Origin of the sequence: Pseudomonas fungipugnans (genome assembly GCF_029955235.1) — a bacterium.
GTDB lineage: Bacteria > Pseudomonadota > Gammaproteobacteria > Pseudomonadales > Pseudomonadaceae > Aquipseudomonas > Aquipseudomonas fungipugnans.
The window spans coordinates 2,300,872-2,327,758 of sequence record NZ_JARBWL010000002.1; the positions used below are offsets into that span (position 1 = coordinate 2,300,872).

At 59.4% G+C, this 26,887-nt stretch carries 20 protein-coding genes; 13 read left to right on the forward strand and 7 right to left on the reverse strand.

What is annotated here, in order from left to right:
* Window positions 1–86 precede the first annotated feature (86 nt).
* The 7 genes from rraA to POF45_RS25690 all read left to right on the forward strand — a co-directional run bounded on the left by rraA (window position 87) and on the right by POF45_RS25690 (window position 5,708).
* Window positions 87–578 carry a ribonuclease E activity regulator RraA gene (rraA, locus tag POF45_RS25660; protein ID WP_282317009.1) on the forward strand — a complete coding sequence of 164 codons (492 nt, stop codon included), beginning with the start codon at window positions 87–89 and terminating at the stop codon, window positions 576–578.
* 38 nt (window positions 579–616) lie between these two features.
* Window positions 617–1,612, forward strand: coding sequence for a zinc transporter ZntB (locus POF45_RS25665; RefSeq protein WP_259501337.1), 996 nt, complete (start codon window positions 617–619; stop codon window positions 1,610–1,612).
* A 63-nt stretch (window positions 1,613–1,675) separates the two neighbouring features.
* On the forward strand, window positions 1,676–1,924 hold the full coding sequence (locus tag POF45_RS25670; RefSeq protein ID WP_259501338.1) for a CrfX protein: 249 nt from the start codon (window positions 1,676–1,678) through the stop codon (window positions 1,922–1,924).
* Between the two features lie 2 nt (window positions 1,925–1,926).
* Complete coding sequence (locus POF45_RS25675) at window positions 1,927–2,751, forward strand: mechanosensitive ion channel family protein (RefSeq protein ID WP_008027407.1); 825 nt, start codon at window positions 1,927–1,929, stop codon at window positions 2,749–2,751.
* 87 nt (window positions 2,752–2,838) lie between these two features.
* Window positions 2,839–3,429 (forward strand): RNA polymerase sigma factor SigX, encoded by a 591-nt coding sequence (gene sigX / locus POF45_RS25680; RefSeq protein ID WP_259501343.1) that lies wholly within the window; start codon window positions 2,839–2,841, stop codon window positions 3,427–3,429.
* A gap of 107 nt (window positions 3,430–3,536) precedes the next feature.
* Window positions 3,537–4,511 carry an OmpA family protein gene (locus POF45_RS25685; RefSeq protein ID WP_259501345.1) on the forward strand — a complete coding sequence of 325 codons (975 nt, stop codon included), beginning with the start codon at window positions 3,537–3,539 and terminating at the stop codon, window positions 4,509–4,511.
* 177 nt (window positions 4,512–4,688) lie between these two features.
* Complete coding sequence (locus POF45_RS25690; RefSeq protein ID WP_259501347.1) at window positions 4,689–5,708, forward strand: quinone-dependent dihydroorotate dehydrogenase; 1,020 nt, start codon at window positions 4,689–4,691, stop codon at window positions 5,706–5,708.
* Window positions 5,709–5,870: 162 nt separating this feature from the next.
* On the opposite strand, the gene rmf is transcribed toward POF45_RS25690, so the two are convergent.
* Window positions 5,871–6,086 carry a ribosome modulation factor gene (rmf, locus tag POF45_RS25695; protein ID WP_003223300.1) on the reverse strand — a complete coding sequence of 72 codons (216 nt, stop codon included), beginning with the start codon at window positions 6,084–6,086 and terminating at the stop codon, window positions 5,871–5,873.
* Window positions 6,087–6,619: 533 nt separating this feature from the next.
* On the opposite strand from rmf, the gene rlmKL reads away from it, so the two are divergent.
* A complete protein-coding gene (rlmKL, locus tag POF45_RS25700) occupies window positions 6,620–8,890 on the forward strand; it encodes a bifunctional 23S rRNA (guanine(2069)-N(7))-methyltransferase RlmK/23S rRNA (guanine(2445)-N(2))-methyltransferase RlmL (RefSeq protein ID WP_259501352.1) in 2,271 nt (756 codons plus the stop codon).
* A gap of 141 nt (window positions 8,891–9,031) precedes the next feature.
* Window positions 9,032–11,422: a sensor domain-containing diguanylate cyclase gene (locus POF45_RS25705; protein WP_259501358.1), complete on the forward strand. Its 2,391-nt coding sequence runs from the start codon at window positions 9,032–9,034 to the stop codon at window positions 11,420–11,422.
* Window positions 11,423–11,558: 136 nt separating this feature from the next.
* Here POF45_RS25705 and dacB read toward each other — a convergent pair whose 3' ends face one another.
* Complete coding sequence (gene dacB, locus POF45_RS25710) at window positions 11,559–13,019, reverse strand: D-alanyl-D-alanine carboxypeptidase/D-alanyl-D-alanine endopeptidase (protein WP_259501362.1); 1,461 nt, start codon at window positions 13,017–13,019, stop codon at window positions 11,559–11,561.
* A 234-nt stretch (window positions 13,020–13,253) separates the two neighbouring features.
* Between dacB and POF45_RS25715 the strand changes: the two genes are divergently transcribed.
* Window positions 13,254–13,598: a YggL family protein gene (locus POF45_RS25715; protein WP_259501363.1), complete on the forward strand. Its 345-nt coding sequence runs from the start codon at window positions 13,254–13,256 to the stop codon at window positions 13,596–13,598.
* A gap of 63 nt (window positions 13,599–13,661) precedes the next feature.
* Here the strand turns inward: POF45_RS25715 and POF45_RS25720 are convergent, their stop codons facing one another.
* Window positions 13,662–14,852: a benzoate/H(+) symporter BenE family transporter gene (locus tag POF45_RS25720; RefSeq protein WP_282317010.1), complete on the reverse strand. Its 1,191-nt coding sequence runs from the start codon at window positions 14,850–14,852 to the stop codon at window positions 13,662–13,664.
* Window positions 14,853–15,210: 358 nt separating this feature from the next.
* Here POF45_RS25720 and POF45_RS25725 point away from each other — a divergent pair, with 358 nt between their 5' ends.
* Window positions 15,211–15,975, forward strand: a complete 765-nt coding sequence (locus tag POF45_RS25725; protein ID WP_259501367.1) for a GntR family transcriptional regulator — start codon at window positions 15,211–15,213, stop codon at window positions 15,973–15,975.
* Window positions 15,976–16,059: 84 nt separating this feature from the next.
* Here POF45_RS25725 and guaD read toward each other — a convergent pair whose 3' ends face one another.
* The 4 genes from guaD to xdhA form a co-directional block, all read right to left on the reverse strand.
* Window positions 16,060–17,364: a guanine deaminase gene (guaD, locus tag POF45_RS25730; protein ID WP_259501370.1), complete on the reverse strand. Its 1,305-nt coding sequence runs from the start codon at window positions 17,362–17,364 to the stop codon at window positions 16,060–16,062.
* A 24-nt stretch (window positions 17,365–17,388) separates the two neighbouring features.
* Complete coding sequence (gene xdhC / locus POF45_RS25735; protein WP_282317011.1) at window positions 17,389–18,231, reverse strand: xanthine dehydrogenase accessory protein XdhC; 843 nt, start codon at window positions 18,229–18,231, stop codon at window positions 17,389–17,391.
* Window positions 18,232–18,369: 138 nt separating this feature from the next.
* A complete protein-coding gene (gene xdhB, locus POF45_RS25740; protein ID WP_259501375.1) occupies window positions 18,370–20,769 on the reverse strand; it encodes a xanthine dehydrogenase molybdopterin binding subunit in 2,400 nt (799 codons plus the stop codon).
* Window positions 20,762–22,216: a xanthine dehydrogenase small subunit gene (gene xdhA, locus POF45_RS25745; protein WP_282317012.1), complete on the reverse strand. Its 1,455-nt coding sequence runs from the start codon at window positions 22,214–22,216 to the stop codon at window positions 20,762–20,764. The genes xdhB and xdhA overlap by 8 nt, the downstream gene beginning before the upstream one ends.
* A gap of 266 nt (window positions 22,217–22,482) precedes the next feature.
* Between xdhA and POF45_RS25750 the strand changes: the two genes are divergently transcribed.
* Together POF45_RS25750 and smc are read left to right on the forward strand one after the other, a co-directional pair.
* Window positions 22,483–23,142: a GntR family transcriptional regulator gene (locus tag POF45_RS25750; protein WP_259501379.1), complete on the forward strand. Its 660-nt coding sequence runs from the start codon at window positions 22,483–22,485 to the stop codon at window positions 23,140–23,142.
* Between the two features lie 2 nt (window positions 23,143–23,144).
* A complete protein-coding gene (gene smc / locus POF45_RS25755) occupies window positions 23,145–26,633 on the forward strand; it encodes a chromosome segregation protein SMC (protein WP_282317013.1) in 3,489 nt (1,162 codons plus the stop codon).
* Window positions 26,634–26,887 lie beyond the last annotated feature (254 nt).

Consider the following 26,887-nt stretch of genomic DNA (forward strand, 5'->3'; position numbering starts at 1 on the left):
GGCTTGCGGCTAAGATATGACGCATTGCGCTTTTTCGGTCACTTTGCGACATCCTCGATTGTCTTCCTCTTTATAGGAGTTTCTCGATGAACCATTACCTCACGCCTGACCTGTGCGACGCCTATCCGGAGCTGGTCCAGGTGCTGGAACCGATGTTCAGCAATTTCGGCGGCCGTGATTCCTTCGGCGGCCAAATCGTGACCATCAAATGTTTCGAAGACAACTCGCTGGTCAAAGAACAAGTCGAGCTCAAGGGTGATGGCAAGGTGCTGGTAGTCGATGGCGGTGGTTCACTGCGTCGCGCGCTGCTGGGCGACCTGCTGGCCGAGAAAGCGGCGAAAAACGGTTGGGAAGGGCTGGTGATCTACGGTTGCATTCGCGATGTCGATGTCATTGCACAAACTGATCTCGGCGTGCAGGCGCTGGCCAGTCACCCGATGAAAACCGAAAAACGCGGGATTGGCGACCTCAACGTCGCAGTGACCTTCGCCGGTGTCACGTTTCATCCGGGGCACTACATTTATGCGGACAACAATGGCGTGATCATCTCGCCAAGCCCGCTGTCGATGCCTGAATAAGGCCCTGGCGGCTTTTTGTTTCAATAATAGGGGTGAGGATGTTCGAGGAAGAAAACGCGCAGTGGGGGCTGGTACATGCCCTGGTGCTGGACGGTAAAGGCGGTGCGCGTTCGTTAGCCCGGACTGAACTCGATGACTTGCAGCTGCAGGCCCATGAAAGCCTGTGGTTGCACTGGGATCGCAGTCATCCGCAGACCCAGACCTGGCTGCGCACATCCAGCGGCCTGAGCGAATTCAGCTGTGACCTGCTGCTGGAAGAGAACACCCGGCCGCGCCTTTTACAGCTTTCAGACAGCGAACTGCTGCTATTTTTGCGCGGAATAAACATGAATCCCGGCGCGGAGCCGGAAGACATGGTGTCAGTGCGGATTTTCGCCTCGGCCCAGCGCGTCATTTCCCTGCGTTTGCGCCCGTTGCGCGCCACTGACGAGTTACTGGTGCAGCTCGCCGAAGGCAAGGGACCGAAAACTGCGTCCGAAGTCATCCTGTACATGGCTCAGTACCTCACCAACAAGGTGCAGGATCTGGTCACCTGTCTCTCGGAAATCGTCGATGAGGAGGAAGAAAAACTGGATGCCGACGAACGGTATACTCCCGAGCACGGTGCCGTTTTGCAAATCCGTCGCAGGGCGGCCGGACTGAAGCGGTTTCTCGCGCCACAACGGGATATTTTCGGGCAACTGACGAGGATAAAACTGCCATGGTTCGTTGAAGACGATGGCGATTACTGGAACGAATTGAACAACAGCCTGACCCGTTATCTGGAAGAGCTGGAATTGACCCGCGAGCGCGTGGGGCTGGTCCTGGAGACTGAAGACCGGCGTTTGAGCGTGCGAATGAACCGCACCATGTATCGCTTCGGGATCATCACCGGGATCTTTTTGCCGATGAGTTTTCTGACCGGCCTGCTGGGGATCAATGTCGGTGGGATTCCGTTCTCCGCCAACCCTTATGGGTTCCTGATCGCGTGCCTGATGATGGTCACGGTGGCGCTCGGACAGTGGTGGTTATTCCGACGTTTGCGCTGGGTCTGATGATGAGCCATGTGACCTGTGCAATTTTGATCGCGTCTTTCACAGACATCACGAGAGGTGCGTATGCACGATCCGTTTGAACAGTCTTTACGTGACATGCTGAATGCTTCGCCGTCCGCCCGTGACGACGACGCCTGCCTGGGTCGCGTGCTGAAAACCGCCAACCGCCAGGTCGGCGCGGGCGATCTGTTCAGCCTGCTGGGCCGCTGGTTGCCCGCGCTGATGATTGCCGTGAACAACGGATCGGCCCACGTCTCGCCGGTTTCCCGCCTTCGTAAAACTACTGTTCGCACTGCTGATAAGGCTGATTGAATATGGAACTTGATCTCTGGACTCAGAGCCTCGTCACTGCCATGACCGCGTTGTGGACCAAGGTCGCCAACTTCATCCCGAACCTGTTCGGCGCACTGGTTGTGCTGCTGTTGGGCTTTGTGGTGGCCAAGTTGCTGGACACTTTGCTGTCCAAATTGCTCGCCAAATTGGGCCTTGATCGCCTGATGGGCGGCACCGGTCTGACCAAATTATTATCCCGCGCCGGGCTGCAGGTGCCGATATCGACCCTGATCGGCAAGATCGTCTATTGGTTCGTTCTGCTGATTTTTCTGGTTTCCGCCGCTGAATCACTTGGACTTGAGAGAGTTTCAGCTACTCTTGACATGCTAGCGCTGTATTTGCCGAAAGTATTTGGCGCCGCGCTGGTGTTGCTGGTGGGTGTTTTGCTGGCGCAATTGGCCAACGGGCTGGTGCGCGGCGCGGCAGAGGGCGTAGGGCTGGATTACGCCGCTGGCCTGGGACGGATTGCCCAAGGCCTGGTCATCATCATCAGTATTTCGGTTGCGATCAGCCAGTTGGAGGTCAAAACCGACCTGCTGAACCATGTGATTGTGATTGTTTTGATTACCGTTGGTCTGGCTGTTGCACTGGCCATGGGTTTGGGAAGCCGGGAAATTGCCGGTCAGATTCTTGCGGGAATCTATGTGCGTGAGTTGTATCAGGTTGGGCAACAAGTGCGTGTTGGCGAGGTCGAAGGTCAGATCGAGGAGATCGGCACGGTTAAAACCACATTGCTGACCGACGAGGGTGAGCTAGTCTCTCTCTCCAATCGGATCCTGCTGGAACAGCATGTGAGTAGCCGCTAATCCGGCAAACCCTGCTAATGTATGCCGCCGCAAAATGCCCTGTAAGGGCTGCGGCGGACATTGACCTGACTGTCGGCCCGACTTGTTTTGAATAAAGCTCAATCGCTCACCACGCGCTACGACCCCCGCGAGCTCTCTGATGAGGAGTTGGTCGCGCGCTCGCATACCGAGCTGTTTCACGTGACCCGCGCCTATGAAGAGCTGATGCGGCGTTACCAACGAACATTATTTAACGTTTGTGCACGATATCTTGGGAACGATCGCGACGCAGACGATGTCTGTCAGGAAGTGATGCTGAAGGTGCTGTACGGCTTGAAGAACTTTGAGGGCAAATCGAAGTTCAAAACCTGGCTATACAGCATCACGTACAACGAGTGCATCACGCAGTATCGGAAGGAACGGCGAAAGCGTCGCTTGATGGATGCTTTGAGTCTGGACCCCCTTGAGGAAGCGTCTGAGGAAAAGGCGCCGAAACCTGAGGAAAAGGGTGGACTCGATCGCTGGCTGGTGTATGTGAACCCGATCGACCGGGAAATTCTGGTGCTACGATTTGTCGCAGAGCTAGAGTTTCAGGAGATCGCAGACATCATGCACATGGGTTTGAGTGCGACAAAAATGCGGTACAAACGTGCTCTAGATAAATTGCGTGAGAAATTTGCGGGCGTTGCTGAAACTTAGTTCAGCGCAAATATCTCTTACGTGTAGGCAAGTTCTGTTAGACTTGCCGCCGAGTTGTCCCCCGGTTTGAGGGACTGCTTTAACATCACCAGATGGGGATTTAACGGATGAAACTGAAAAACACCTTGGGCTTGGCCATTGGTTCTCTTATTGCCGCTACTTCGTTCGGCGCACTGGCACAAGGCCAAGGCGCAGTTGAAGGCGAGCTCTTCTACCAGAAGCAGTACAACGACAGCGTTAAGCACGTCGAAGACGGCTTCAACCCTGGCGCCTCCATCGGTTACTTCTTGACCGACGACGTTTCGATCAACGCCAAGTGGGACCGTAACAACTACACCCGCTCGAACGATGGCACTGGTAGCCAGAAACTGCGCGGCGACAACTTCGGTCTGAACGCTCAGTACCACTTCAACAACGCTGGCGACATGTTCCGTCCGTACGTTGAAGGCGGCGTTAAATACGGCACCCTGACCAACGTAGCTGCTGACGGCCACAGCGGTCGCGACCAGTCCACCTACCTGACTGCTGGTGGCGGCGCCAAGCTGTACTTCGCAGAAAACTTCTTCGTCCGTGCTGGCGTTGAAGCTGACTACAAGCTGGACAACGGCAAGTGGAACTACATGCCAGTTGTTGGTGTGGGCGTGAACTTCGGTGGCGGCAACAAGCCGGCTCCAGCTCCAGTAGAAGCACCGGCTCCAGCTCCAGAGCCAGTTGCTGAAGCTCCAGCTCCTGAAGTTGTTCGCGTTCAACTGGACGTGAAATTCGACTTCGACAAATCTGTTGTTAAGCCAAACAGCCTGAGCGATGTTCGCAACCTGGCTGATTTCATGAAGCAGTACCCACAGACCACCACCGTTGTGGAAGGTCACACCGACAGCGTTGGTCCTGACGCTTACAACCAGAAACTGTCCCAGCGTCGTGCAAACGCCGTTAAAGAAGTTCTGGTCAAAGACGGTATCGCACCAAACCGTGTTAACTCGATCGGCTACGGCAAAACCCGTCCAATCGCTGATAACAAAACCGAAGCTGGTCGCGCTGCTAACCGCCGCGTAGAAGCTGAAGTTGAAGCTACTGCTAAGTAATTAGCCTGCAGCTCTGAAAAGCCCGGCTTAGGCCGGGCTTTTCTTTGCCTGCGATTTGGTAAATTCGCGTTGATGCAGGGCAGGGGGTGGCTGATTTTCCCGCATGTCTCGCCCTTGCACGCGATGCCCGGCTATAATCGGCGCCTCATTTCGCCGTCAATCGAGTCAAGCCTGCCCATGTACACCCTGGCCCGTCAGCTGTTGTTCAAACTTTCCCCGGAAACCTCCCACGATCTGTCCCTGGACCTGATCGGTGCGGGCGGGCGTTTGGGCCTCAACGGCTTGCTGTGCAAGGCTGCGGCGAAAATGCCGGTGAACGTTATGGGCCTGGAATTTGCGAACCCTGTGGGGCTGGCGGCCGGCCTGGACAAGAATGGCGCGGCTATCGACGGTTTTGCCCAATTGGGTTTTGGGTTTGTCGAAATTGGTACCATTACGCCACGTCCGCAGCCGGGCAACCCGAAACCCCGGATTTTCCGTTTGCCGGAAGCTGAAGCGATCATCAACCGCATGGGCTTCAACAACCTCGGTGTCGATCACCTGCTGGCCCGTGTTGCGGCGGCCAAATACAAGGGCGTGCTGGGCATCAACATCGGCAAGAACTTCGATACCCCGGTCGAGCGGGCAGTGGACGACTACCTGATCTGCCTGGACAAGGTCTACGCCCATGCCAGCTATATCACCGTCAACGTCAGCTCGCCGAACACCCCGGGCCTGCGCAGCCTGCAGTTCGGCGACTCGCTCAAGCAGTTGCTCGCCGACCTGGCCACGCGCCGCGCAGAACTGGCCCTGCGCCACGGCAAGCATGTACCGCTGGCGATCAAGATTGCACCCGACATGACCGACGAAGAAACCGCTCAAGTGGCCCAGGCGCTGATTGAAACCGGTATGGACGCGGTGATCGCCACCAACACCACCCTGAGCCGCGTCGGCGTTGAAGGGATGGAGCATGGCGACGAAGCAGGCGGTTTGTCTGGCGCCCCGGTTCGTGACAAGAGCACCCACACCGTCAAGGTCCTGGCCGCAGAATTGGCTGGCCGTCTGCCGATCATTGCCGTGGGCGGGATCACCGAAGGCAAACACGCCGCCGAGAAAATCGCCGCGGGTGCGAGCCTGGTGCAGATCTATTCGGGCTTCATCTACAAGGGCCCGGCGTTGATTCGTGAGTCGGTAGACGCCATCGCCGCCCTGCGCTAATCCCACAGGTGGTGTATTTACAGCTCAGGATGGGTTTTTCCGGGCAATAAAAAGGGCTCCTCGAAGGAGCCCCTGGGCCGAAGCCCGCCGTCCGGATGGGACGTGCGTGGTTAAGGTGTTACGTGTTCAAATTGTCGTGTCGCAGTGATTGGCCCTGTAAAATTAGCCGACGGCGTGAAGTTCGTTGAGTCTGTGGATTCCCGCAGTGCCGGTCATACCGTCCCAGTTGTCGCCGCGTCCTTCTCGCCAGCCGTTGATCCAGGCTTGGCGTACCGACGGTAGAGTAAATGGGCAAAGCTCACGGGATTTGCCACCAACGCCATATTGATATCCGCGCAAAAATGCTCTTTCCAACGGATCACGCTTAAGTCTTCTCATAGGGTGTTTCCCTCACTTGTTGACTGTATTTGTCGCGTCGACCTCTATCGAGGTCAGGCAGAAAATATTTCTGCCGTTGGTAGCTCGCTGCCGGCGTCGCGAGCCAAGGTGTTGACGTCATTGCGGCGTCAACCTGAGATGAGTTCTAACCAATGCGTCACATCGAGGGAATGACCGTTTTGTCATAAGGACGTAACCATTAAGGTGCTATGGCCATAAGTAACACGGCATTTGTAACGGGTTTGTTGCGCAAACCCCGGTATGATCAGCGTTGCGCTGTATGACAGGCTTAATCCTTTAGTGAGAATGCCCCACCGTTGCACTGGGGTACTATTCGACGAAGGGTCGAGTTATGACATTTTGTTACATCGACTTTTTTCTCTGCCCCTGCATCTAAGCTCCTTTGACCGAGCGAGCAGGGGTGGAACGGCACACCTTCGTGCCACGCGGGCGCTCTTTTAGAAAAGCGCCTGATTGAAAACCGGGCCGGCAATGCGTTGTCGGTTCACTTAGCCAAAGGCTCTGAAATTCCAATGTCCGATCAATTCGAAATCTTCCTCACTTGCCCCAAAGGCCTTGAAGGCCTGCTCATCGAGGAAGCCGTCGGGCTTGGCCTTGAAGAAGCCCGTGAGCACACCTCTGCCGTGCGCGGCATGGCCACCATGGAAACCGCTTACCGCCTGTGCCTGTGGTCGCGTCTGGCGAACCGGGTGCTGCTGGTACTCAAGCGCTTCCCGATGAAAGACGCCGAAGACCTGTACCACGGCGTGCTGGATATCGAGTGGCAAGACCACATGCTCAACGACGGTACCCTGGCCGTCGAATTCAGCGGGCATGGTTCGGGTATCGACAACACCCACTTCGGCGCCTTGAAGGTCAAGGACGCCATCGTCGACAAACTGCGCACGCCGCAGGGTGATCGTCCGTCCATCGACAAGCTCAATCCGGACCTGCGCATTCACCTGCGCCTGGACCGTGGCGAAGCCATTCTGTCGCTCGACCTGTCCGGCCACAGCCTGCATCAGCGTGGCTATCGCTTGCAGCAGGGCGCGGCGCCGCTGAAGGAAAACCTCGCGGCAGCCATCCTGATCCGTTCCGGCTGGCCACGTATTGCCGCCGAAGGCGGCGCGCTGGCTGACCCGATGTGCGGTGTCGGCACGTTCCTGGTCGAAGCGGCGATGATTGCCGCCGACATGGCGCCGAACCTGCGTCGCGAACAGTGGGGCTTTACCGCCTGGCTGGGTCACGTCCCGGCGCTGTGGAAAAAACTGCACGAAGAAGCCACCGAGCGTGCTGCGGCCGGCCTGGCCAAGCCGCCGCTGTGGATTCGCGGTTACGAAGCCGATCCACGCCTGATTCAGCCCGGCCGCAACAACGTCGAACGTGCCGGTCTGAGCGAATGGATCAAGATCTACCAGGGCGAAGTCGGTACGTTCGAGCCGCGTCCGGATCAGAACCAGAAAGGCCTGGTCATCTGCAACCCGCCATACGGCGAGCGTCTGGGTGATGAAGCAAGCCTGCTCTATCTCTACCAGAACCTCGGCGAGCGTCTGCGCCAGGCTTGCCTGAACTGGGAGGCGGCGGTCTTCACCGGCGCCCCGGATCTGGGCAAGCGCATGGGCATCCGCAGCCACAAACAGTATTCGTTCTGGAACGGCGCATTGCCGTGCAAGTTGTTGCTGATCAAGGTCACACCGGATCAGTTCGTCACGGGCGAGCGCCGTACGCCGGAGCAACGTCAGGTCGAGCGTGAGCAGGCCGAAGTCGAAATCGCCGACAACGACGTAGCGCCGGGCAAGTACGAGAAATACAACAAGAACGGCAACCCGATCAAACCGGCACCGGTGGTGATCGAACAGCCGCGCTTGAGCGAAGGCGGGCAGATGTTTGCCAACCGTCTGCAAAAGAACCTCAAGGCGCTGGGCAAGTGGGTCAAGCGTGAAGGCATTGACTGCTATCGCGTCTACGATGCCGACATGCCGGAATACTCGATGGCCATCGATCTCTATCAGGATTGGGTCCACGTTCAGGAATACGTCGCACCAAAATCCATTGATCCGGAAAAAGCCTCGGCACGGATGTTCGATGCCCTGGCTGCGATTCCCCAGGCACTGAACATCGACAAGAGCCGCGTGGTGGTCAAGCGCCGCGAACGTCAGAGCGGCACCAAGCAGTACGAGCGCCAGGCGGCCCAGGGCAAGTTCGTCGAGGTCAATGAAGGCGGCGTGAAGCTGCTGGTCAACCTCACCGACTACCTCGACACCGGTCTGTTCCTCGACCACCGCCCGATGCGCATGCGCATTCAGAAAGAAGCGGCCGGCAAGCGCTTCCTCAATCTGTATTGCTACACCGCGACCGCCAGTGTTCATGCGGCCAAGGGCGGCGCGCGCAGCACTACCAGCGTCGACCTGTCGAAAACCTATCTGGACTGGGCGCGTCGCAACCTGTCGCTGAACGGCTTCTCCGACAAGAATCGCCTGGAGCAGGGTGACGTGATGGCCTGGCTCGACACTTGCCGTGACGAGTTCGACCTGATCTTCATCGACCCGCCGACCTTCTCCAACTCCAAGCGCATGGAAGGGATTTTTGACGTGCAGCGTGATCAGGTGCAGTTGATTGACCTGGCCATGGCGCGGCTGGCACCGGGTGGGGTGTTGTACTTCTCCAACAACTTCCGCAAGTTCGAGCTCGAAGAGAACCTCACCGTGCGTTATGCGGTCGAGGAAATCACCGCCCAGACCATCGACCCGGACTTTGCCCGTAACGGCAAGATCCACCGTGCCTGGAAAATCACAGCCCGCTGATATCTGGCTGAACCGGATCCACAGGGCCTTGATTTTCAAAGGCTCGTGGATTTTCAGGGCTGGTCAAATTAATGGCTAATAGCTATAACTCAACTCAAGGCAACAGGGCTGTCCCGGCACCTGGCGTTTTGAGTTGCATTTATGTCGTTGCACGCCGTGCGCCCCAGGATCCTGGGCTTCATCAGCGAAGATGTTTCGGCCTGGCTGGTCGCGGCGCTGGTATTGCTCGCCGGTGGGGTGCTGACGGGGTTGCTGGCCTGGGCCACGCTGGATCTTTTTCAACATCAATTGCGGCAACGCTTCCAACTGCTTGCCAGTGAGCGTTACAGCCGTATCGAAGAACGCTTTGAAGATCAGGAGCAGCGCCTCGATGGCCTGCGCCGGTTCTTCGTCAATTCCGAGTCGGTGTCCCGTAGCGAATTTGACGGGTATGCCAAACCCCTTTTACGTCGCACCCAGGCCTATTCCTGGGCGCCGCGCGTTACCCGCGCCGAACGGCCGATCCTGGAACAGGCGGTACGCGACGAAGGCCTGAGCGGCTTCGGTTTTCGCGAGCTCAACGACGCCGGTGAGTTGGTGCCGGCAGCGGAGCGAGACCTCTATGTGCCGGTTCTCTATACACAGACCCAAAGTCACCTGCCCTCACCGCTAGGCTACGACCTGCTGGCCCAGCCACTGCGCCGAGCGACGATTGAGCGTGCTGATCGGTTGGGCAGCATGGCGGTGTCGCAGCCGCTGCATCTGGTCGGTATCGAGCCGTCCTACTCCCGTGGGGTATTGCTGGTCGCGCCGGTCCGGCGTCAGCAAACGCCGGACGCTGTCACGTTGGGGTATGTGATGGCGGTGGTCAGCATGCAACAACTGCTGGCAGACGGATTGCCGGAAGAAAGTCACGATTATCTGTCGGTGCGCATCCTCGACTTGTCCACTGAAGATCAGCATGAAGTGCTGTACGAATCGAGCAACCCGGCCGCGCCCAGCGAGCTGTCCTCGACGCGTCTGTTGCGCCTGGCTGACCACGATTACGAAGTGGACATGCTGCCCAGCGCCGTTTTCCTGCAAGCCAACCATTCTTCGGTCGGCAGCCTGGTGGTGTTGGGCGGCCTGCTCAGTCTGCTGCTCAGCGCCTTGCTGTATGTGTTGGTGAGCCAGCGTCAACGGGCGTTGAAAATGGTCGAGCAACGCACCCAGGAACTGCGCCAGCGCGAGCAAGAGTTGCGCGGCACCCATGGCCAGTTGCGTGGGGTATTGAACGCGGCGACTCAGGTGGCAATCATCGCCACCGATTTACGCGGTGTTATCAGCACCTTCAACGCCGGCGCCGAGCTAATGCTCGGTTACCCCGCTAATGAGGTAGTGGGCCACATGACCCTGGAAAACCTGCACCTGCCCCGTGAACTGGAAACGCGCTCGGCCGAGTTGAGTGCGCGCTATGGCAAGTCGATCCCAACCTGTCAGGCCATGCTCGTCGAGGGCGGCGAAGAGGGGGGGCATGAAGCCCGGGAATGGACGCTGGTGCGCCAGGATGGCAGTCATCTGGCGGTGAACATGCTGGCAACGCCAGTGCTGGATGATCAGGGTTTGTGGGTCGGCCACCTGGCGATCTGCATCGACATCACCGAGCGCAAGCGGGTGTACGAAGCCCTGGCGGCGCGGGACGTGTTGCTGAAGAAACTCAGCGCTCATGTGCCGGGCGGTATCTACCAGTTCAAGATGGAGTTCGACGGGCGCTTCAGCGTGATTTACGCCAGCGACGGTATCCGCGAAATCTACGAGCTTGAGCCTGATGTGTTGTTGCTCAATGCCGAGGCGATCTTCAGTCGCATTCATGCCCTGGACTCGACGCGTGTCCGCGCCTCGATCCGCGACTCGGCGGATACGTTGAGTCCCTGGCGCGAAGAGTACCGCGTGCAATTGCCCCTGCGAGGTCTGCGCTGGGTGCGCGGCGAGGCGACGCCGGAAGAGCTGCCCGGCGGGGGCGTGCTCTGGCATGGCTACATCTCGGACATCTCTGACCTTAAGCGGGTAGAGGAAGAGTTACGGGCGCTGTCGGTGACCGACGCCCTGACCGGCATTCACAACCGCCGTTATTTCCAGGAGCGGCTGACCAACGAAATGGCACGGGTCGAACGCGGTGGCGGTGAGTTGTCGGTGATCATGCTGGACATCGACCACTTCAAGCGCATCAATGACCAGCACGGCCATGCGGTGGGTGATCGGGTGTTGCAGGCGGTGTGCGAGCGGATAGGCCATCGTTTACGGCGCACGGATGTGTTCTGCCGTCTGGGTGGCGAGGAGTTCATGGTGTTGTGCCCGGACATCAACGTCCAGCACGCGCACATCCTGGCGGTGGAGCTGTGGCAGGGGTTGCGCTGCTCACCGTTCAATGAGGTCGGAACGGTGACCGCCAGTTTCGGTGTCGCCAGCTGGCGGGTGGGCGAGGGCGCGGATGCGTTGTTGCTGCGGGCTGACTCGGGTGTGTATGCGGCGAAGCAGGCGGGGCGGGATCGGGTTGAGGCGCCGGTGAATTGAGCGGTTATATGCCAACCCTGTGGGAGCGAGCCTGCTCGCGATTGCGGTCTTTCAGTCACATTGATGTCGCATGTGCCGCCGTCATCGCGAGCAAGCTCGCTCCCACATGTTGATCTCCAGTGTCTGGATGATCGGGTTACAACACCGAAGGCTCAGCCGCCAGTCTCGGCTGGCGATAAAGGTCCAGCATCACCTGATCCAGCACCGAGGACGCGCCAAACGGGGCCTTGTCGTTGATGATCGCCACCACCACCCAGGTGTTGCCATTGATATCGCGGCTGAAGCCTGAGATGGCGCGCACGGTGTTCAGGGTGCCGGTCTTGACGTGGGCTTCGCCCTGCATCGCGGTGCGTTTCAGGCGTTTGCGCATGGTACCGTCGGTGCCGGCAATCGGCAGCGAACTGATGTACTCGGCGGCATAAGGGCTACGCCAGGCGGCTTGCAGCATCGCGGCCATTTCCCGGGCGCTGACACGTTCGGCGCGGGACAGGCCGGAGCCGTTCTCCATCACCAGATGCGGCGCGGTGATGCCTTTTTTCGCCAGCCACTGACGCACGACGCGCTGAGCCGCCTTGGCGTCGTCACCGTCGGCCTCATTGCGGTATTTCTGGCCCAGGCTCAGGAACAGTTGCTGAGCCATGGTGTTGTTACTGTATTTGTTGATGTCGCGGATGATCTCCGCCAGATCCGGCGAGTAGGCCCGGGCCAGCACCTTGGCGCTGGACGGCGTCGGCGCCAGGCGGTCCTTGCCTTGAATGCTGCCGCCCAGCTCCTTCCAGATGGCCCGTACGGCGCCTGCGGTGTAGGTCGCATGGTCGAGTAGCGAAAGGTAGGTCTGGGAGCTGCAACCGTCGCCCAGCTGACCGCCCACGGTCACCGTCACGCTGCCGTCGGCCTGGGTCACCGGGTTGTAACGCACATCACCGGCACACTGTTTGGAGTTGACGGCTTTGACCTGGTTTTCGATGTGAATGCTGGCAATCGGTGGCTCCACCGAAATCAACACCCGGCCCGAATCGTTGCGAGCGACAAAGCGCAGGGCCTTGAGGTTGACCATCAGAGAGTCGGGCTTGACCAGGAATGGCTTGTTCTCGTCGTTGCCGTCGTCGTTGAACTCGGGCAATTGCGGTTGCACGAAGAAACTGCGGTCCAGCACCAGATCGCCAGTCACCTGAGTCACGCCGTTGGCGCGCAGGTCGCGCATCAGCAGCCAGAGTTTTTCCATGTTCAGCTTCGGATCACCGCCACCCTTGAGGTAGAGGTTGCCGTTGAGGATGCCGCCACTCAGGGTGCCGTCGGTGTAGAACTCGGTTTTCCACTGGTGATTGGGACCGAGCATCTCCAGGGCCGCATAAGTGGTGACCAGCTTCATGGTCGAGGCCGGATTGACTGAAACGTCGGCGTTGAAGATGGTCGGTGTGCCTGGGCCGTTGAGCGGAACCATCACCAGGGACAGGGCGTTGTCCTGCAACTTGCTGGCCTTGAGGGCTTTTTCAACGTTGGGCGACAGCGAAGTATTGATCGTGGCGGCAGTAACAGGGAGGGCCAGGGGAAGAAGAAAACCGGCCAGCAGCAAGGGACGCAAAGATTTGATCATATGAAGTGAAACCCTACAGTCGAGGGGAATAAAGACGAGGGCATGAAGATAAAATCCCTCAGTGGTCATGAAAGTGTCGGCATTATGCCCCAAGGTATAGCCGCTTGTGCCGTGCCCTGAGTGTCTAATCCGCTATTTTTTTACCGGCGGTAGGCTCGCGGCGACCGCAAGACGGGCAATTGGCGGCTTAAACTGCTAAAGTGCCGCCCGTTATTACTTATGAGGATTGTTCCAATGGCGACTAACCGTTCCCAGCGTCTGCGCAAAAAACTGTGCGTCGATGAATTTCAAGAGCTGGGTTTCGAACTGAACCTGGATTTCAAAGAAGATTTGGCTGATGAAGCCATTGATGCTTTCCTCGACGCGTTCCTGAAAGAAGCCATGGAAGCCAACGGTCTGGGCTACGTGGGCGGCGATGACTTCGGTCTGGTTTGCCTGCAGAAGCGTGGCTCGGTGTCCGAAGAGCAGCGCGCTGCTGTTGAAGCCTGGCTCAAAGGCCGCAGCGAACTGACCGAAGCAACCGTCAGCCCGCTGCTGGACGTCTGGTACCCGGAAAAGCCGATCAATCCGGTAGCTTGATGTTTCTGTTCTGAAAAAACGGCGGCCCAAGGGTCGCCGTTTTTTTGTGTGGATCTTTCGCTTTCAGGCCTTGCGCCAGTTCAGGATCAGCAGCGTCAAAACCCCTGCCACAATCCCCCAGAACGCCGAACCGATGGAAAACAGCGTCAGCCCCGATGCCGTGACCATAAAGGTGACCAGCGCCGCTTCACGTTCCTTGACCTCACTCATGGCAATGCTCAAGCCATTGATGATCGAGCCGAACAGCGCCAGCGCCGCGATCGACAGCACCAGTTCTTTGGGCAGCGCGGCAAACAGCGCCGCCAGCGTCGCGCCGAACACACCGGCAATCCCGTAGAAAATCCCGCACCAGACCGCTGCCGTGTAACGCTTGTTGCGATCTTCGTGGGCGTGCGGCCCGGTGCAAATCGCTGCGCTGATGGCCGCCAGGTTGATCCCGTGAGAGCCGAACGGCGCCAGCAACAGCGAGGCGATGCCGGTGGTGGTGATCAGTGGTGAAGCTGGCACGTTATAGCCATCGGCACGCAGCACGGCGATGCCGGGCATGTTCTGTGAGGTCATTGCCACCACGAACAGCGGAATGCCGATGCTGATGGTCGCGGCCAGGGAGAAATGCGGCGTGGTCCAGATCGGTGTCGCCAGTTCCAGATGAAAACCGCTGAAGTCCAGCAGCCCCATCGACCCCGACAGCGCGGTGCCGATCAACAGCGCAGCCAGCACGGCGTAGCGGGGCGACAGACGCTTGACCAGCAGATACGTGAAGAACATCCCCAGCACCAGCGCAGTGCGATGCTGCGCCGCGACGAAGATCTCGCTGCCGATCTTGAATAGAATCCCCGCCAGCAATGCAGCAGCCAACGATGCCGGGATCTTTTTCACCAGGCGCTCGAAGCTGCCGGTCAGGCCACAGATCGTTACCAGCACCGCACAGGTGATGTAGGCGCCGATGGCTTCGCCGTAGCTCACACCGCCAAGGCTGGTGATCAGCAACGCCGCACCCGGCGTTGACCAGGCGATGGTGATCGGCGTGCGGTAACGCAGCGACAAGCCAATCGAACACACCGCCATGCCGATGGAGATCGCCCAGATCCACGACGAAATCTGCCCGCTGCTCAGGCCCGCCGCTTGCCCGGCCTGGAACATCAGGACCAGTGAGCTGGTATAGCCGGTCATCATCGCAATAAAACCGGCGACGATGGCGGAGGGGGACGTGTCGGCCAATGGTCGGAGCTGCGTATGCGTGGCGTCGTTCATGACGGGGGGTGTTCCTTGTTCTGAAAAAGATGTCCGAAATGCCGCTGAACCCTGTGGGAGCGAGCTTGCTCGCGATAGCGGTTTATCAGTCACACAAATGTCGGATGTGCTGCCGTCATCGCGAGCAAGCTCGTTCCCACAGGAGAATTGTGTTCAGGCGGCGGATTACGGGTTCAAGCCTAAACTCAAATGTAACGGACCGTTGCAATACAGCCGGGGCAACAAACAGCCATACAGTCGTGTTGCCACCCTCCATTGTGTACAATCACCGTGTTATTTACGCGATACTTGCCAGCGACCCACTGTGCCGTATTACAGTCACGGTCAATTCGCCGCAGTTCTCCCGACTCGAGTGCCCATGAACGAACAGTTGCAGCCCCTCAAGAAACAACCGCGAGCAGGCAAAGCCGGCCGCAGCGGTACCCAGGACGATATTGTCTACGCGCATATCTTCGAGGCGATCCTCGAACAGCGTCTGGCGCCCGGTACCAAGTTGAGCGAAGAAGCACTGGGGGAGATTTTCGGGGTCAGTCGCACCATCATTCGCCGTGCGCTGTCGCGTCTGGCCCATGAAGGCGTGGTGCTGTTGCGTCCCAACCGTGGCGCCGTGGTTGCCAGCCCGAGCGTCGAAGAGGCCCGTCAGGTGTTCCTGGCGCGGCGTCTGGTGGAGCGGGCGATTACGGAACTCGCGGTCGAACACGCCACCGCCGAGCAGATCGCCGAATTGCGCCAGATGGTCAACGACGAGCGCGACAGCTTCTCCCGTGGCGATCGCGGTGCCGGTATCCGTCTGTCGGGAGAATTCCACCTGAAACTGGCCGAAGCGGCGAAGAATGCCCCGCTGATCAGCTTCCAGCGCAGCCTGGTGTCGCAGACTTCGCTGATCATCGCCCAGTACGAAAGCGGCAACCGTTCGCACTGTTCATACGATGAACACACCCAGTTGATCGATGCGATCGAGGCGCGGGACGGTGAGTTGGCGGTCAACCTGATGATGCATCACATGGATCACATCGACAGCAAACTCAACCTCGACGAAGAAAGCGCGTCGGATGATTTGCATGCGGTTTTCTCGCACTTGTTGCAGACCAGGAAGCCGGGGCGGTCGACCGCCAAGCTTTAAGTAAAACCGAGGCGGCCTGACAGGCGATAAAAAAATCCCCCGCAACCATCGATTGCGGGGGATTTTTTTATGTGCTGAGAAACCTCAGCGCTGATGCACCAGATTCCCCGCCGCATACGTCTGCAACACGGTCCGGTCATCCCCCAGCGTCATCAGCACAAACAACGTCTCGGCAATGTTGTTGGCCTGCTTCAGGCGATAACTCAATAACGGCGTGGCGTTGTAGTCCAGCACTAGGAAGTCAGCGTCAGTGCCCGGCAACAGAGTGCCGATCTTCTCTTCCAGACGCAGCGCCCGCGCGCCGCCCAGCGTCGCCAGGTACAGTGACTTGAACGGGCTCAGCCGCGCACCTTGCAACTGCATGACCTTATAGGCCTCGTTCAATGTCTGCAGCAGCGAGAAGCTGGTGCCACCGCCCACGTCCGTGCCCAGGCCGACATTGAGCTTGTGCTTCTCGGCCATCGGCAGATTGAACAGGCCACTGCCGAGGAAGAAGTTCGAGGTCGGGCAGAAGGCGATCGCCGAACCGGTCTCGGCCAGCCGCGCACATTCGTCGTCGCACAGGTGCACGCCATGGGCAAACACCGAGCGCTCGCCCAGCAGTTGATAGTGGTCGTAGACGTCGAGGTAGCCCTTGCGCTCCGGGAACAGTTCCTTGACCCACTCGACTTCCTTGAGGTTCTCGCTGATGTGGGTCTGCATATACAGATCAGGGTATTCGCCGAGCAACTGGCCGGCGAGGGTCAGCTGTTCCGGGGTGCTGGTCGGGGCGAAGCGCGGAGTAACCGCATAATGCAGGCGGCCCTTGCCGTGCCAGCGCTCGATCAGCGCCTTGCTTTCGACGTAGCTCGATTCAGCGGTGTCGGTCAGGTAGTCCGGGGCGTTGCGGTCCATCATCACCTTGCCGGCGATCATCCGCAGGTCCAGCTGCTGCGCAGCTTCGAAGAACGAGTTCACCGATTGCGGATGCACGCTGCCGAACACCAGCGCGGTGGTGGTGCCGTTGCGCAGCAGTTCCTTGATGAAAATGTCCGCCACTTCATCGGCGTGGGCCTTGTCGGCGAACTGGCTTTCGCACGGGAATGTATAAGTGTTGAGCCAGTCCAGCAGTTGCTCGCCGTAGGCACCGACCATGCCGGTTTGCGGCAGGTGGATGTGGGTGTCAATGAAGCCCGGCGTGATCAGCGCGTCTTTGTGGTGGGTGATCTCGATGTCGGCAGGCAGGGTCGGCAGCAGTTCGCTGGCATGGCCCAGGGCGCTGATCTGGCCGTTTTCGACCACCAGCAGGCCGTCTTCGAAATACTCGTACGAGGCTTCGATGCCAACTTCGGCAGGGTCGGCGATGCTGTGCAGGATGGCGGCGCGATAGGCTTTACGAGTCAGAGGCATTGGGGTTCTCATTTTCAAGTCTTGTCAGTTCGAAGCATGGCTGCGGCGTGAAACGGGCAGCAGTTTGGCAATCGGTTCGGCGCTGGCGGTCTGCTGGCCGAAATTGGCGTTGTAGGTGGCGATGATTTCGCCGGCGATGGAGATGGCGATTTCCACAGGCAACTTGCCTTTGACTTCGCCGATGCCCATCGGGCAGCGCATGCGTTGCAGCAACGCGCTGTCGAAACCACGATCGCGCAGGCGATGTTCGAATTTCACCCGTTTGGTCTTCGAGCCGATCAGGCCGAAGTAGGCGAAGTCATTGCGCTTGAGGATCGCGGCGGTGAGTTCGAGGTCGAGCTGGTGATTGTGGGTCATGACGATGCAGTAACTGCCGGCGGGCAGCTCATCGACTTCATCGACCGGTTCTTCGGCGACGATTTTACGCACGCCGTGGGGGATCTGCTCCGGGAATTCCGCTTCCCGGGAATCGATCCAGCGGACCCGGCAGGGCAGGCTGGCCAGCAACGGCACCAGCGCCCGACCGACATGGCCGGCGCCGAACACGGCGATCTGCGCCTGGACCTGGCCCATCGGTTCGAACAGCAGCACGGTGGCGCCGCCGCAGCATTGGCCGAGGCTGGCGCCAAGGCTGAAGCGCTCCAGATGGGTGTCCTGTTTGCCGCTGGCAAGCATCTGCCGGGCAATTTCCATGGCCTTGAATTCCAGGTGCCCGCCGCCGATGGTGTCGAAGGTGCGGGCGGCGCTGACGACCATTTTCGAGCCGGCATTGCGCGGCGTCGAGCCGAGCTCTTCGATGATGGTCACCAGCACACAGGGTTCACCCTGGGCTTGCAGGTCGGCGAGGGCGTCGATCCAGTTGTACATGTTTCACCTCGACATCTGTGTTGTCTGTTCCGGCCTCTTCGCGGGCAAGTCCGGCTCCCACATTGGAGTTGTATGGGTCCATGAATCACCCAATAACCCTGTGGGAGCGTGGCTTGCCCGCGAAGGCCGCGCCTGGGTTTAGAGCGGAGCCAACTCCGGCTCGGCTGCCACGGCTTTCGCCACCTTCAACTGGCGCATCTGCTCACACCCCCACAACACCCGTTCCGGGGTTGCCGGTGCATCGATGTTCGGTTGATGTTTGTAATCACCCAGACTCGCCACCGCATCCTTGATCGCACACCACGCCGCGATGCCGAGCATGAACGGCGGCTCGCCGACCGCCTTGGAATGGAACACCGTGTCTTCCGGGTTCTTGCGGTTTTCCACCAGCTTCACCCGCAGGTCCAGCGGCATGTCCGCCACTGCCGGGATCTTGTAGCTGGCCGGGCCGTTGGTCATCAGTTTGCCCTTGTTGTTCCAGACCAGCTCTTCCATGGTCAGCCAGCCCATGCCCTGGACGAAGCCGCCCTCGACCTGGCCAATGTCGATAGCCGGGTTCAGTGAGGCGCCGACGTCGTGCAGGATGTCGGTACGCAGCATCTTGTATTCGCCGGTCAGGGTGTCGACGATCACCTCGCAGCAGGCCGCACCGAAAGCGAAGTAGTAGAACGGCCGACCACGGGCCTGGCTACGGTCGTAGAAGATTTTCGGGGTCTTGTAGAAGCCGGTGCTGGACAACGAAACCTGATTGAAATACGCCTGCTGAATCAGCGCTTCAAAGGTCAGGATATGATCGCGAACCCGCACGTGGCCGTTGTGGAATTCCACGTCTTCTTCGCTGACTTTGTAGTGCCGTGCAGCGAATTCCACCAGGCGCTTCTTGATGATTTCAGCGGCGTTCTGCGCGGCTTTGCCATTGAGGTCGGCGCCACTGGAGGCAGCGGTCGGCGAGGTGTTTGGCACCTTGTCGGTGTTGGTCGCGGTGATCTGCACGCGATCGATTTCGACCTGGAACACCTCCGCCACCACTTGTGCGACCTTGATGTTCAGACCCTGGCCCATTTCCGTGCCGCCATGGTTCAGGTGGATGCTGCCATCGGTGTAGATGTGGATCAGGGCACCGGCCTGATTGAGGAAGCTGGCGGTAAAGGAAATGCCGAATTTCACCGGGGTCAGCGCCAGGCCTTTCTTCAGGATCGGACTATTGGCGTTGTAGCGCCGGATCGTTTCGCGGCGCTCCACGTACTGGCTGCTTTCTTCCAGTTCGGCAGTCATTTCCTCGAGCATGTTGTGCTCGACGGTCTGGTAGTAGTGAGTGACGTTGCGCTCGGTCTTGCCGTAGTAGTTGGCCTTGCGCACGGCCAGCGGGTCGAGGGCCAGATGCCGGGCGATGGCGTCCATCACTTCTTCGATGGCGACCATGCCTTGTGGGCCGCCGAAGCCACGGTAAGCGGTGTTCGAGGCGGTGTTGGTCTTGCAACGGTGGCCGTTGATGGTCGCATCGCCCAGGTAGTACGAGTTGTCGGCGTGGAACATCGCCCGGTCGACAATCGACGCCGACAGGTCCGGCGAGCAGCCGCAGTTGCCGGCCAGTTCCAGGGCAATCCCGTGCAGGCGTCCGGTGCTGTCGAAACCAACGTCGTACTCGACGTAGAACGGATGGCGCTTGCCGGTCATCAGCATGTCTTCGACACGCGGCAGGCGCATCTTGGTCGGCTGGCCGGTGAGGTGCGCAATCACCGCGCACAGGCAGGCGGGGCTCGCGGCCTGGGTTTCCTTGCCGCCGAAACCACCGCCCATGCGGCGCATGTCGACGACGATCTTGTTCATCGACACGTCGAGCACTTCGGCCACCAGCTTCTGCACTTCGGTGGGGTTTTGCGTGGAGCAGTAGACGATCATCCCGCCATCTTCCGTCGGCATCACCGAGGAGATCTGGGTTTCGAGATAGAAGTGTTCCTGGCCGCCGATGTGCAGGGTGCCTTGAATACGGTGTTCTGCCGTGGCCAGGGCGCCAGCAGAATCGCCGCGCTGGTGAGTATGGCTGTCGAGGACGAAATGGCGTTTGCGCAAGGCTTCGACCACGTCCAGCACCGGTTCCAGATCTTCGTATTCGATGATCGCCGCCATCGCGGCTTTGCGTGCTGTTTCCAGGTCTTTGGCGGCAACCGCGAGCACCGGTTGACCGACAAATTGCACGTCATCAATCGCCAGCAGCGGATCGCCCGGCAGCAGCGGGCCGATGTCTTTCAGGCCCGGTACGTCTTCGTGGGTGATCGCAATGCGCACGCCTTCGAAGGCGTAGCACGGCTTGGTGTCGATGCTGATGATTTTTGCGTGGGCACGGTCCGACAGGCGCGCATAAACGTGCAGCTGATTCGGAAACTCCAGGCGGTCGTCGATGTATTGCGCTTCACCGGACACATGCTTGGCGGCGCTGTCGTGCCTGACGCTGCGGCCGACACCGGTGGTCAGGTCCTGGGCGAACAACTCAGCCAGTTCGGCCTGGGTCTTCTCTACGGCATGATGATTAGACATAAGCGGTCACCCGAGTCTCGATGTGCGGCGTTTGCAGTTCGATGAAGTATTTACGCAGCAGGTTCTGCGCGCTGAGCAGGCGATATTCCTTGCTGGCGCGGAAGTCCGAGAGCGGCGTGAAATCGTCGGCCAGGGCAGCGCAGGCGCGTTCGACGGTAGCGTCGTTCCACTGGGCGCCGAGCAACACGGCTTCGCAGCTCTTGGCGCGTTTTGGTGTGGCCGCCATGCCGCCGAAGGCAACGCGGGCGTCGGCGATCACACCGTTTTCGATGCGCAGGTTGAACGCGGCGCAGACGGCGGAAATGTCATCGTCCAGACGCTTCGACACTTTATAGGCACGGAACAGTTGTTCCGCGCTGGCACGAGGAATGATGATCTTCTCGATGAACTCGCTTTCCTGACGCGCAGTGACCCGGTAATCGATGAAATAATCTTCCAGCGCCATGGTGCGGCGGGTTTCTCCCTTGCACAGCACGATCCGCGCACCAAGGGCGATCAGCAGTGGTGGCGAATCACCGATAGGCGAGGCATTACCGATGTTGCCGCCCAACGTGCCCTGATTGCGGATCTGTAACGAGGCGAAGCGTTGCAACAATTCGCCGAAATCCGGGTACTCGGTTTTCAAGGCGTCATAGCAGTCGGAGAGGGCAGTGGCGGCGCCGATTTCCAGGCGATCGTCGAAGCGTTCGATGCGCTTCATCTCGGCGACGTTGCCGACGTAAATCATCACCGGCAGTGTGCGGTGAAATTGCGTGACTTCCAGCGCCAGGTCGGTACCGCCGGCCAGCAGTCGGGCTTGCGGATAAGCGTCATAGAGGTCGGCCAGATCGGCCACGGTCAGCGGCACCAGGCAACGTTTGTCGCCGCTGTTGAGTTCGCCGATGTCGGTGGGAGCGATGGCTTTCAGGCGCGCAATGGTGTCGGCCTCACGCGCATCGAACTGATCCGGTTGTTTGGCGCAGCAGGACTGCTCGGCCGCTTGCAGGATCGGGCGATAGCCGGTGCAGCGGCAGAGGTTGCCGGCCAGCGCTTCGTGGGCCTTGTGCGAGTCCGGTTGATCGCTGTTCTTTTGCAGCGCGAACAGCGACATCACGAAACCCGGCGTGCAGAAACCGCATTGCGAGCCGTGGCACTCGACCATGGCTTTCTGCACGCTGTGCAGTTCGCCTTTGTGTTTGAGGTCTTCGACGCTGATCAGTTGTTTGCCGTGTAATGACGAAACGAACGTCAGGCACGAGTTGAGGCTGCGATAGCGAATGTGTTCGCGGCCATCGTCATCCGTTTGCAGTTCGCCGACTACCACTGTGCAAGCGCCACAGTCACCGCTGGCGCAGCCTTCTTTGGTGCCGGGTTTGCCCACATGTTCGCGCAGGTAATTGAGCACGGTCAGGTTCGGGTCCAGGGCGTGCTCGCTACGGAGTTCCTGGTTTAGTAAAAACTGGATCACGGAAGGCCTCGCAGACTCATTATTGTTGTTAACCCACTTGAGCCGAATTTATCAGGTCTGACTTTTCGGTCAATGATTTTCTGACTTAAAGGTCAGGAAAGTCGGTTTTGTCGATCAACAACACGCTCCATCAGTATTGACCCTCACGGGATAGCCTGCTTTTTGCTTGAATCGTGCCAAAAACCGCTGGGTGGGCACTCCGCCATGACGTACCAATTGCGCTACACTGCGCCGCTTGTGCAGATCGAAGAGTTTGAAGGACAACCATGACGTTCAAGGCGCCGGACAGCCTCGCCGAGCAAATTGCTCACCACCTCGCCGAACGTATCATTCGTGGCGAAATGAAGCCGGGAGAGCGCATCCAGGAACAGAAGGTCACGCTGGCGCTCAATGTCAGCCGCGGTTCGGTCCGTGAGGCCTTGCTGATCCTCGAGCGCCGCCATCTGGTCGCGATCCTGCCGCGACGTGGCGCTCATGTCACCGAGCTCACCGCGCACAAGGTGCAGAGCCTGTGCACGCTGATGAGCGAGCTGTACATCTTGCTCGGCAATGCGGTGGCCAATGGCTGGGAAGTTCAGGCCGACATGGCGCCATTCGTGCAGATCCAGCAGCGCCTGAGCGCCAGTTTCGAGCGTCAGGACATTCGCACCTTCGTCGACGACAGCTTCAATGTGATGCGCGCCGCGTATCCGTTTGCCAACAATCCGTACTTGCAGGAAACCGTCGAGAATCTGCAGCCGGCCATGAGCCGTGCTTACTTTCTTGCCCTGGAACAGCGCAAGGCCGAGATGAGCGAATTCATTGAGTTGTTCGAACGCCTGCTCGCCGCCGTATTGGCCCGTGACTTGCCGCAGATCCGCGTGGTGCTGACGGCCTATGCCCGGCGCAGCTGCGATCTGGTGGTTTCTGCCCTGACGGTCGCTTAAGCGTGCGGCTCAAGTGCATCAAGCTGGCGGGGTTCAAATCCTTCGTCGACCCGACCACGGTGAACTTCCCCAGTAACATGGCGGCAGTGGTCGGGCCCAATGGTTGCGGCAAGTCGAACATCATCGACGCCGTGCGTTGGGTGATGGGCGAGAGTTCGGCCAAGAACTTGCGCGGCGAGTCGATGACCGACGTCATCTTCAACGGCTCGACCAGCCGCAAACCGGTGAGCCAGGCGAGCATCGAGCTGGTGTTCGACAACTCCGACGGTACGCTGCTCGGTGAGTACGCCGCCTATGCGGAAATTTCCATTCGCCGCAAAGTGACCCGCGACAGCCAGACCACTTATTACCTCAACGGCACCAAATGCCGGCGTCGCGACATCACCGACATCTTCCTCGGCACCGGCCTTGGCCCGCGCAGCTACTCGATTATCGAGCAGGGGATGATCTCCAAGCTGATCGAGTCCAAGCCCGAAGACCTGCGCAACTTCATTGAAGAAGCCGCCGGCATCTCCAAGTACAAGGAGCGCCGCCGCGAGACGGAAAACCGCATCCGCCGTACCCACGAGAACCTGGCGCGCCTGACCGACCTGCGTGAAGAGCTCGAACGCCAGCTCGAACGCTTGCACCGTCAGGCCGAGGCGGCCAAGAAGTATCAGGAATACAAAGGCGAAGAGCGTCAGCTCAAGGCCCAGTTGTCGGCCCTGCGCTGGCAGGAACTGAACGAGCAGGTCGGTCAGCGCGAAGCGATCATCGGCAACCAGGAAATCAGCTTCGAAGCGCTGGTCGCCGAGCAACGCAATGCGGATGCCGCCATCGAACGCCTGCGCGACGGGCACCACGATCTGTCGGAGCGCTTCAATCTGGTGCAAGGGCGCTTCTATTCGGTTGGCGGTGACATTGCCCGGGTCGAACAGAGCATCCAGCACGGACAGCAGCGATTGCGCCAACTGCAGGACGACCTGAAAGAAGCCGAGCGCGCGCGTCTGGAAACCGAGTCGCACCTGGGCCATGACCGCACCTTGCTGCTGACCCTGGGCGAAGAGTTGGACATGCTCACCCCGGAGCAGGAAGTCACCAGCGCCGCCGCCGAAGAGGCCGCCGCCGCGCTGGAAGAATCGGAAACCACCATGCACGGCTGGCAGGAGCAGTGGGACGCGTTCAACCTCACTGCCGCCGAGCCGCGTCGCCAGTCCGAGGTGCAGCAGTCACGCATCCAGCAGTTGGAAACCAGCATGGAGCGTCTGGCTGACCGCCAGAAGCGCCTCGGCGAAGAACGCGCCTTGCTCTCGGCCGACCCGGAAGACGCGGCAATCCTGGAACTCAGCGAGCAGCTTGCCGCGAGTGAGGCCACGCTCGAAGACTTGCAAGCCAGCGAAGAGGCGCAGGTCGAACGCCTTGACCAGTTGCGTCAGGAACTGCAATTGGCGCTGCAAAATCAGCAGCAGGCGCAGGGCGATTTGCAGCGGCTCAACGGTCGTCTCGCGTCCCTTGAAGCCTTGCAACAAGCCGCGCTTGATCCGGGCACCGGCACCGCCGAATGGCTGCGTGAGCAACATCTGGCAGACCGCCCACGTCTGGCCGAAGGCCTGAAAGTCGAGGCGGGTTGGGAGCTGGCGGTGGAAACCGTGCTCGGCGCCGACCTGCAAGCGGTGCTGGTGGATGACTTCGGCGATTTCGATCTGGCCGGTTTCGCCCAAGGCGATTTGCGTTTGCTCAGCCCGGCCAGCGATGGCGTGCGCGTGCCAGGCAGCCTGCTCGACAAGGTCGAGGCGCAGATCGATCTGGCACCGTGGTTGGGGCAGGTCAAGCCGGTGGACAGCCTCGAACAGGCCTTGGCCTTGCGCAGTCAGCTGGCGGCGGGCGAAAGCCTGATCAGCCGTGACGGGTATTGGGTCGGTCGGCATTTTCTGCGGGTGCGGCGCGCCAGCGAAGCGGAAAGCGGCGTGCTTGCCCGTGGTCAGGAAATCCAGCAGTTGGGTCTTGAGCGCGACGAGCGCGAAGCCACGGTCGAAACCCTGGAAACCCAGCTGCAAAATCTCAGGGCGCAGCAGCGTCAGCAGGAAAACGGTCGCGAACATCTGCGCCGTCTGCTGCAAGACGAAGCACGTCAGCAAGGTGAGCTGAAGGCTCAACTGTCTGCCGGCAAAGCCAAGGCCGAACAGTTGACGTTGCGCCGTACGCGTCTCGACGAAGAGCTGACAGAGCTTGCCGAGCAGCGGGCGCTGGAGCACGAGAACATCGGCGAGGCACGCCTGCAATTGCAGGAAGCCCTCGACAGCATGGAGCTGGACACCGAGCAGCGCGAGTTACTGCTGGCCCAGCGCGACAGCCTGCGCGAGCGCCTCGACCGGGTGCGTCAGGAAGCCCGGCAGCACAAGGATCATGCGCATCAGTTGGCGGTGCGCCTGGGCTCGCTCAAGGCGCAACATGATTCGACTCGCCAGGCGCTGGAGCGGCTGGAAATGCAGTCCGAGCGCCTGACGGAAAAGCGCGAGCAGTTGAACCTCAATCTGGAGGAGGGCGAGGCGCCGCTGGAAGAGCTGCGGCTCAAGCTTGAAGAATTGCTCGACAAGCGCATGAGCGTCGACGAAGAACTCAAGACCGCGCAAATCGCCATGGAAGACGCCGACCGCGAATTGCGCGACGCCGAGAAACGCCGGACCCAGGCCGAGCAGCAGTCGCAGTTGATCCGTGGTCAGCTCGAACAGCAGCGCATGGAATGGCAGGCACTGACCGTGCGACGCAAGACCTTGCAGGATCAATTGCTCGAAGACGGCTACGATCTTCATGGGGTGCTTGCCACACTCGTGGCTGAAGCCAATGAGAAGGACGCCGAAGAGGAACTGGAGCGCATTGCTGCACGGATTCAGCGCCTGGGCGCGATCAACCTCGCGGCCATCGACGAATACACGCAACAATCGGAACGTAAACGTTATCTGGATGCGCAGAACGACGATCTGGTCGAAGCGCTGGATACGCTGGAAAACGTGATTCGCAAGATCGACAAGGAAACCCGTAACCGCTTCAAAGATACCTTTGATCAGATCAATGGCGGTTTACAGGCACTTTTCCCAAAAGTTTTCGGTGGTGGCAGCGCGTATTTGGAACTGACGGGCGAAGATCTACTCGATACAGGGGTGACGATCATGGCGCGGCCGCCAGGAAAGAAGAACAGCACCATCCATTTGCTCTCTGGTGGCGAAAAAGCCCTGACTGCTCTGGCCCTGGTATTTGCCATCTTCAAGTTGAATCCGGCGCCGTTCTGCATGCTCGATGAAGTTGACGCGCCACTGGATGACGCTAACGTTGGACGTTACGCACGACTGGTAAAGGAAATGTCGCAGACGGTGCAGTTCATCTATATCACTCACAACAAGATCGCCATGGAAATGGCCGATCAATTGATGGGTGTAACGATGCATGAACCCGGTTGTTCGCGTCTGGTAGCAGTGGATGTCGAGGAGGCGATGGCGATGGTGGATGCCTGAGTCGGCAGCGACAGGACGGGTATTCAAGTGCCGTAGACTTGATTACGCTGCCTTTACTTGCTGGCCAATCGACATATTCGCGCTAGCCATTGTGACAGACGGTGTAAAGTTGCCTTTGGTCGTGCTAGTTTAATGTCAATTTTTCGTATACGTGGGCAAAACGCCTGTCAGAACATAGAGTTGGCGCCACGTTTTAAAGCGGTTTGCGAGTTGTAAACCCCTTATTTTTCAGCATTTTTTATAGAGGCACGGGA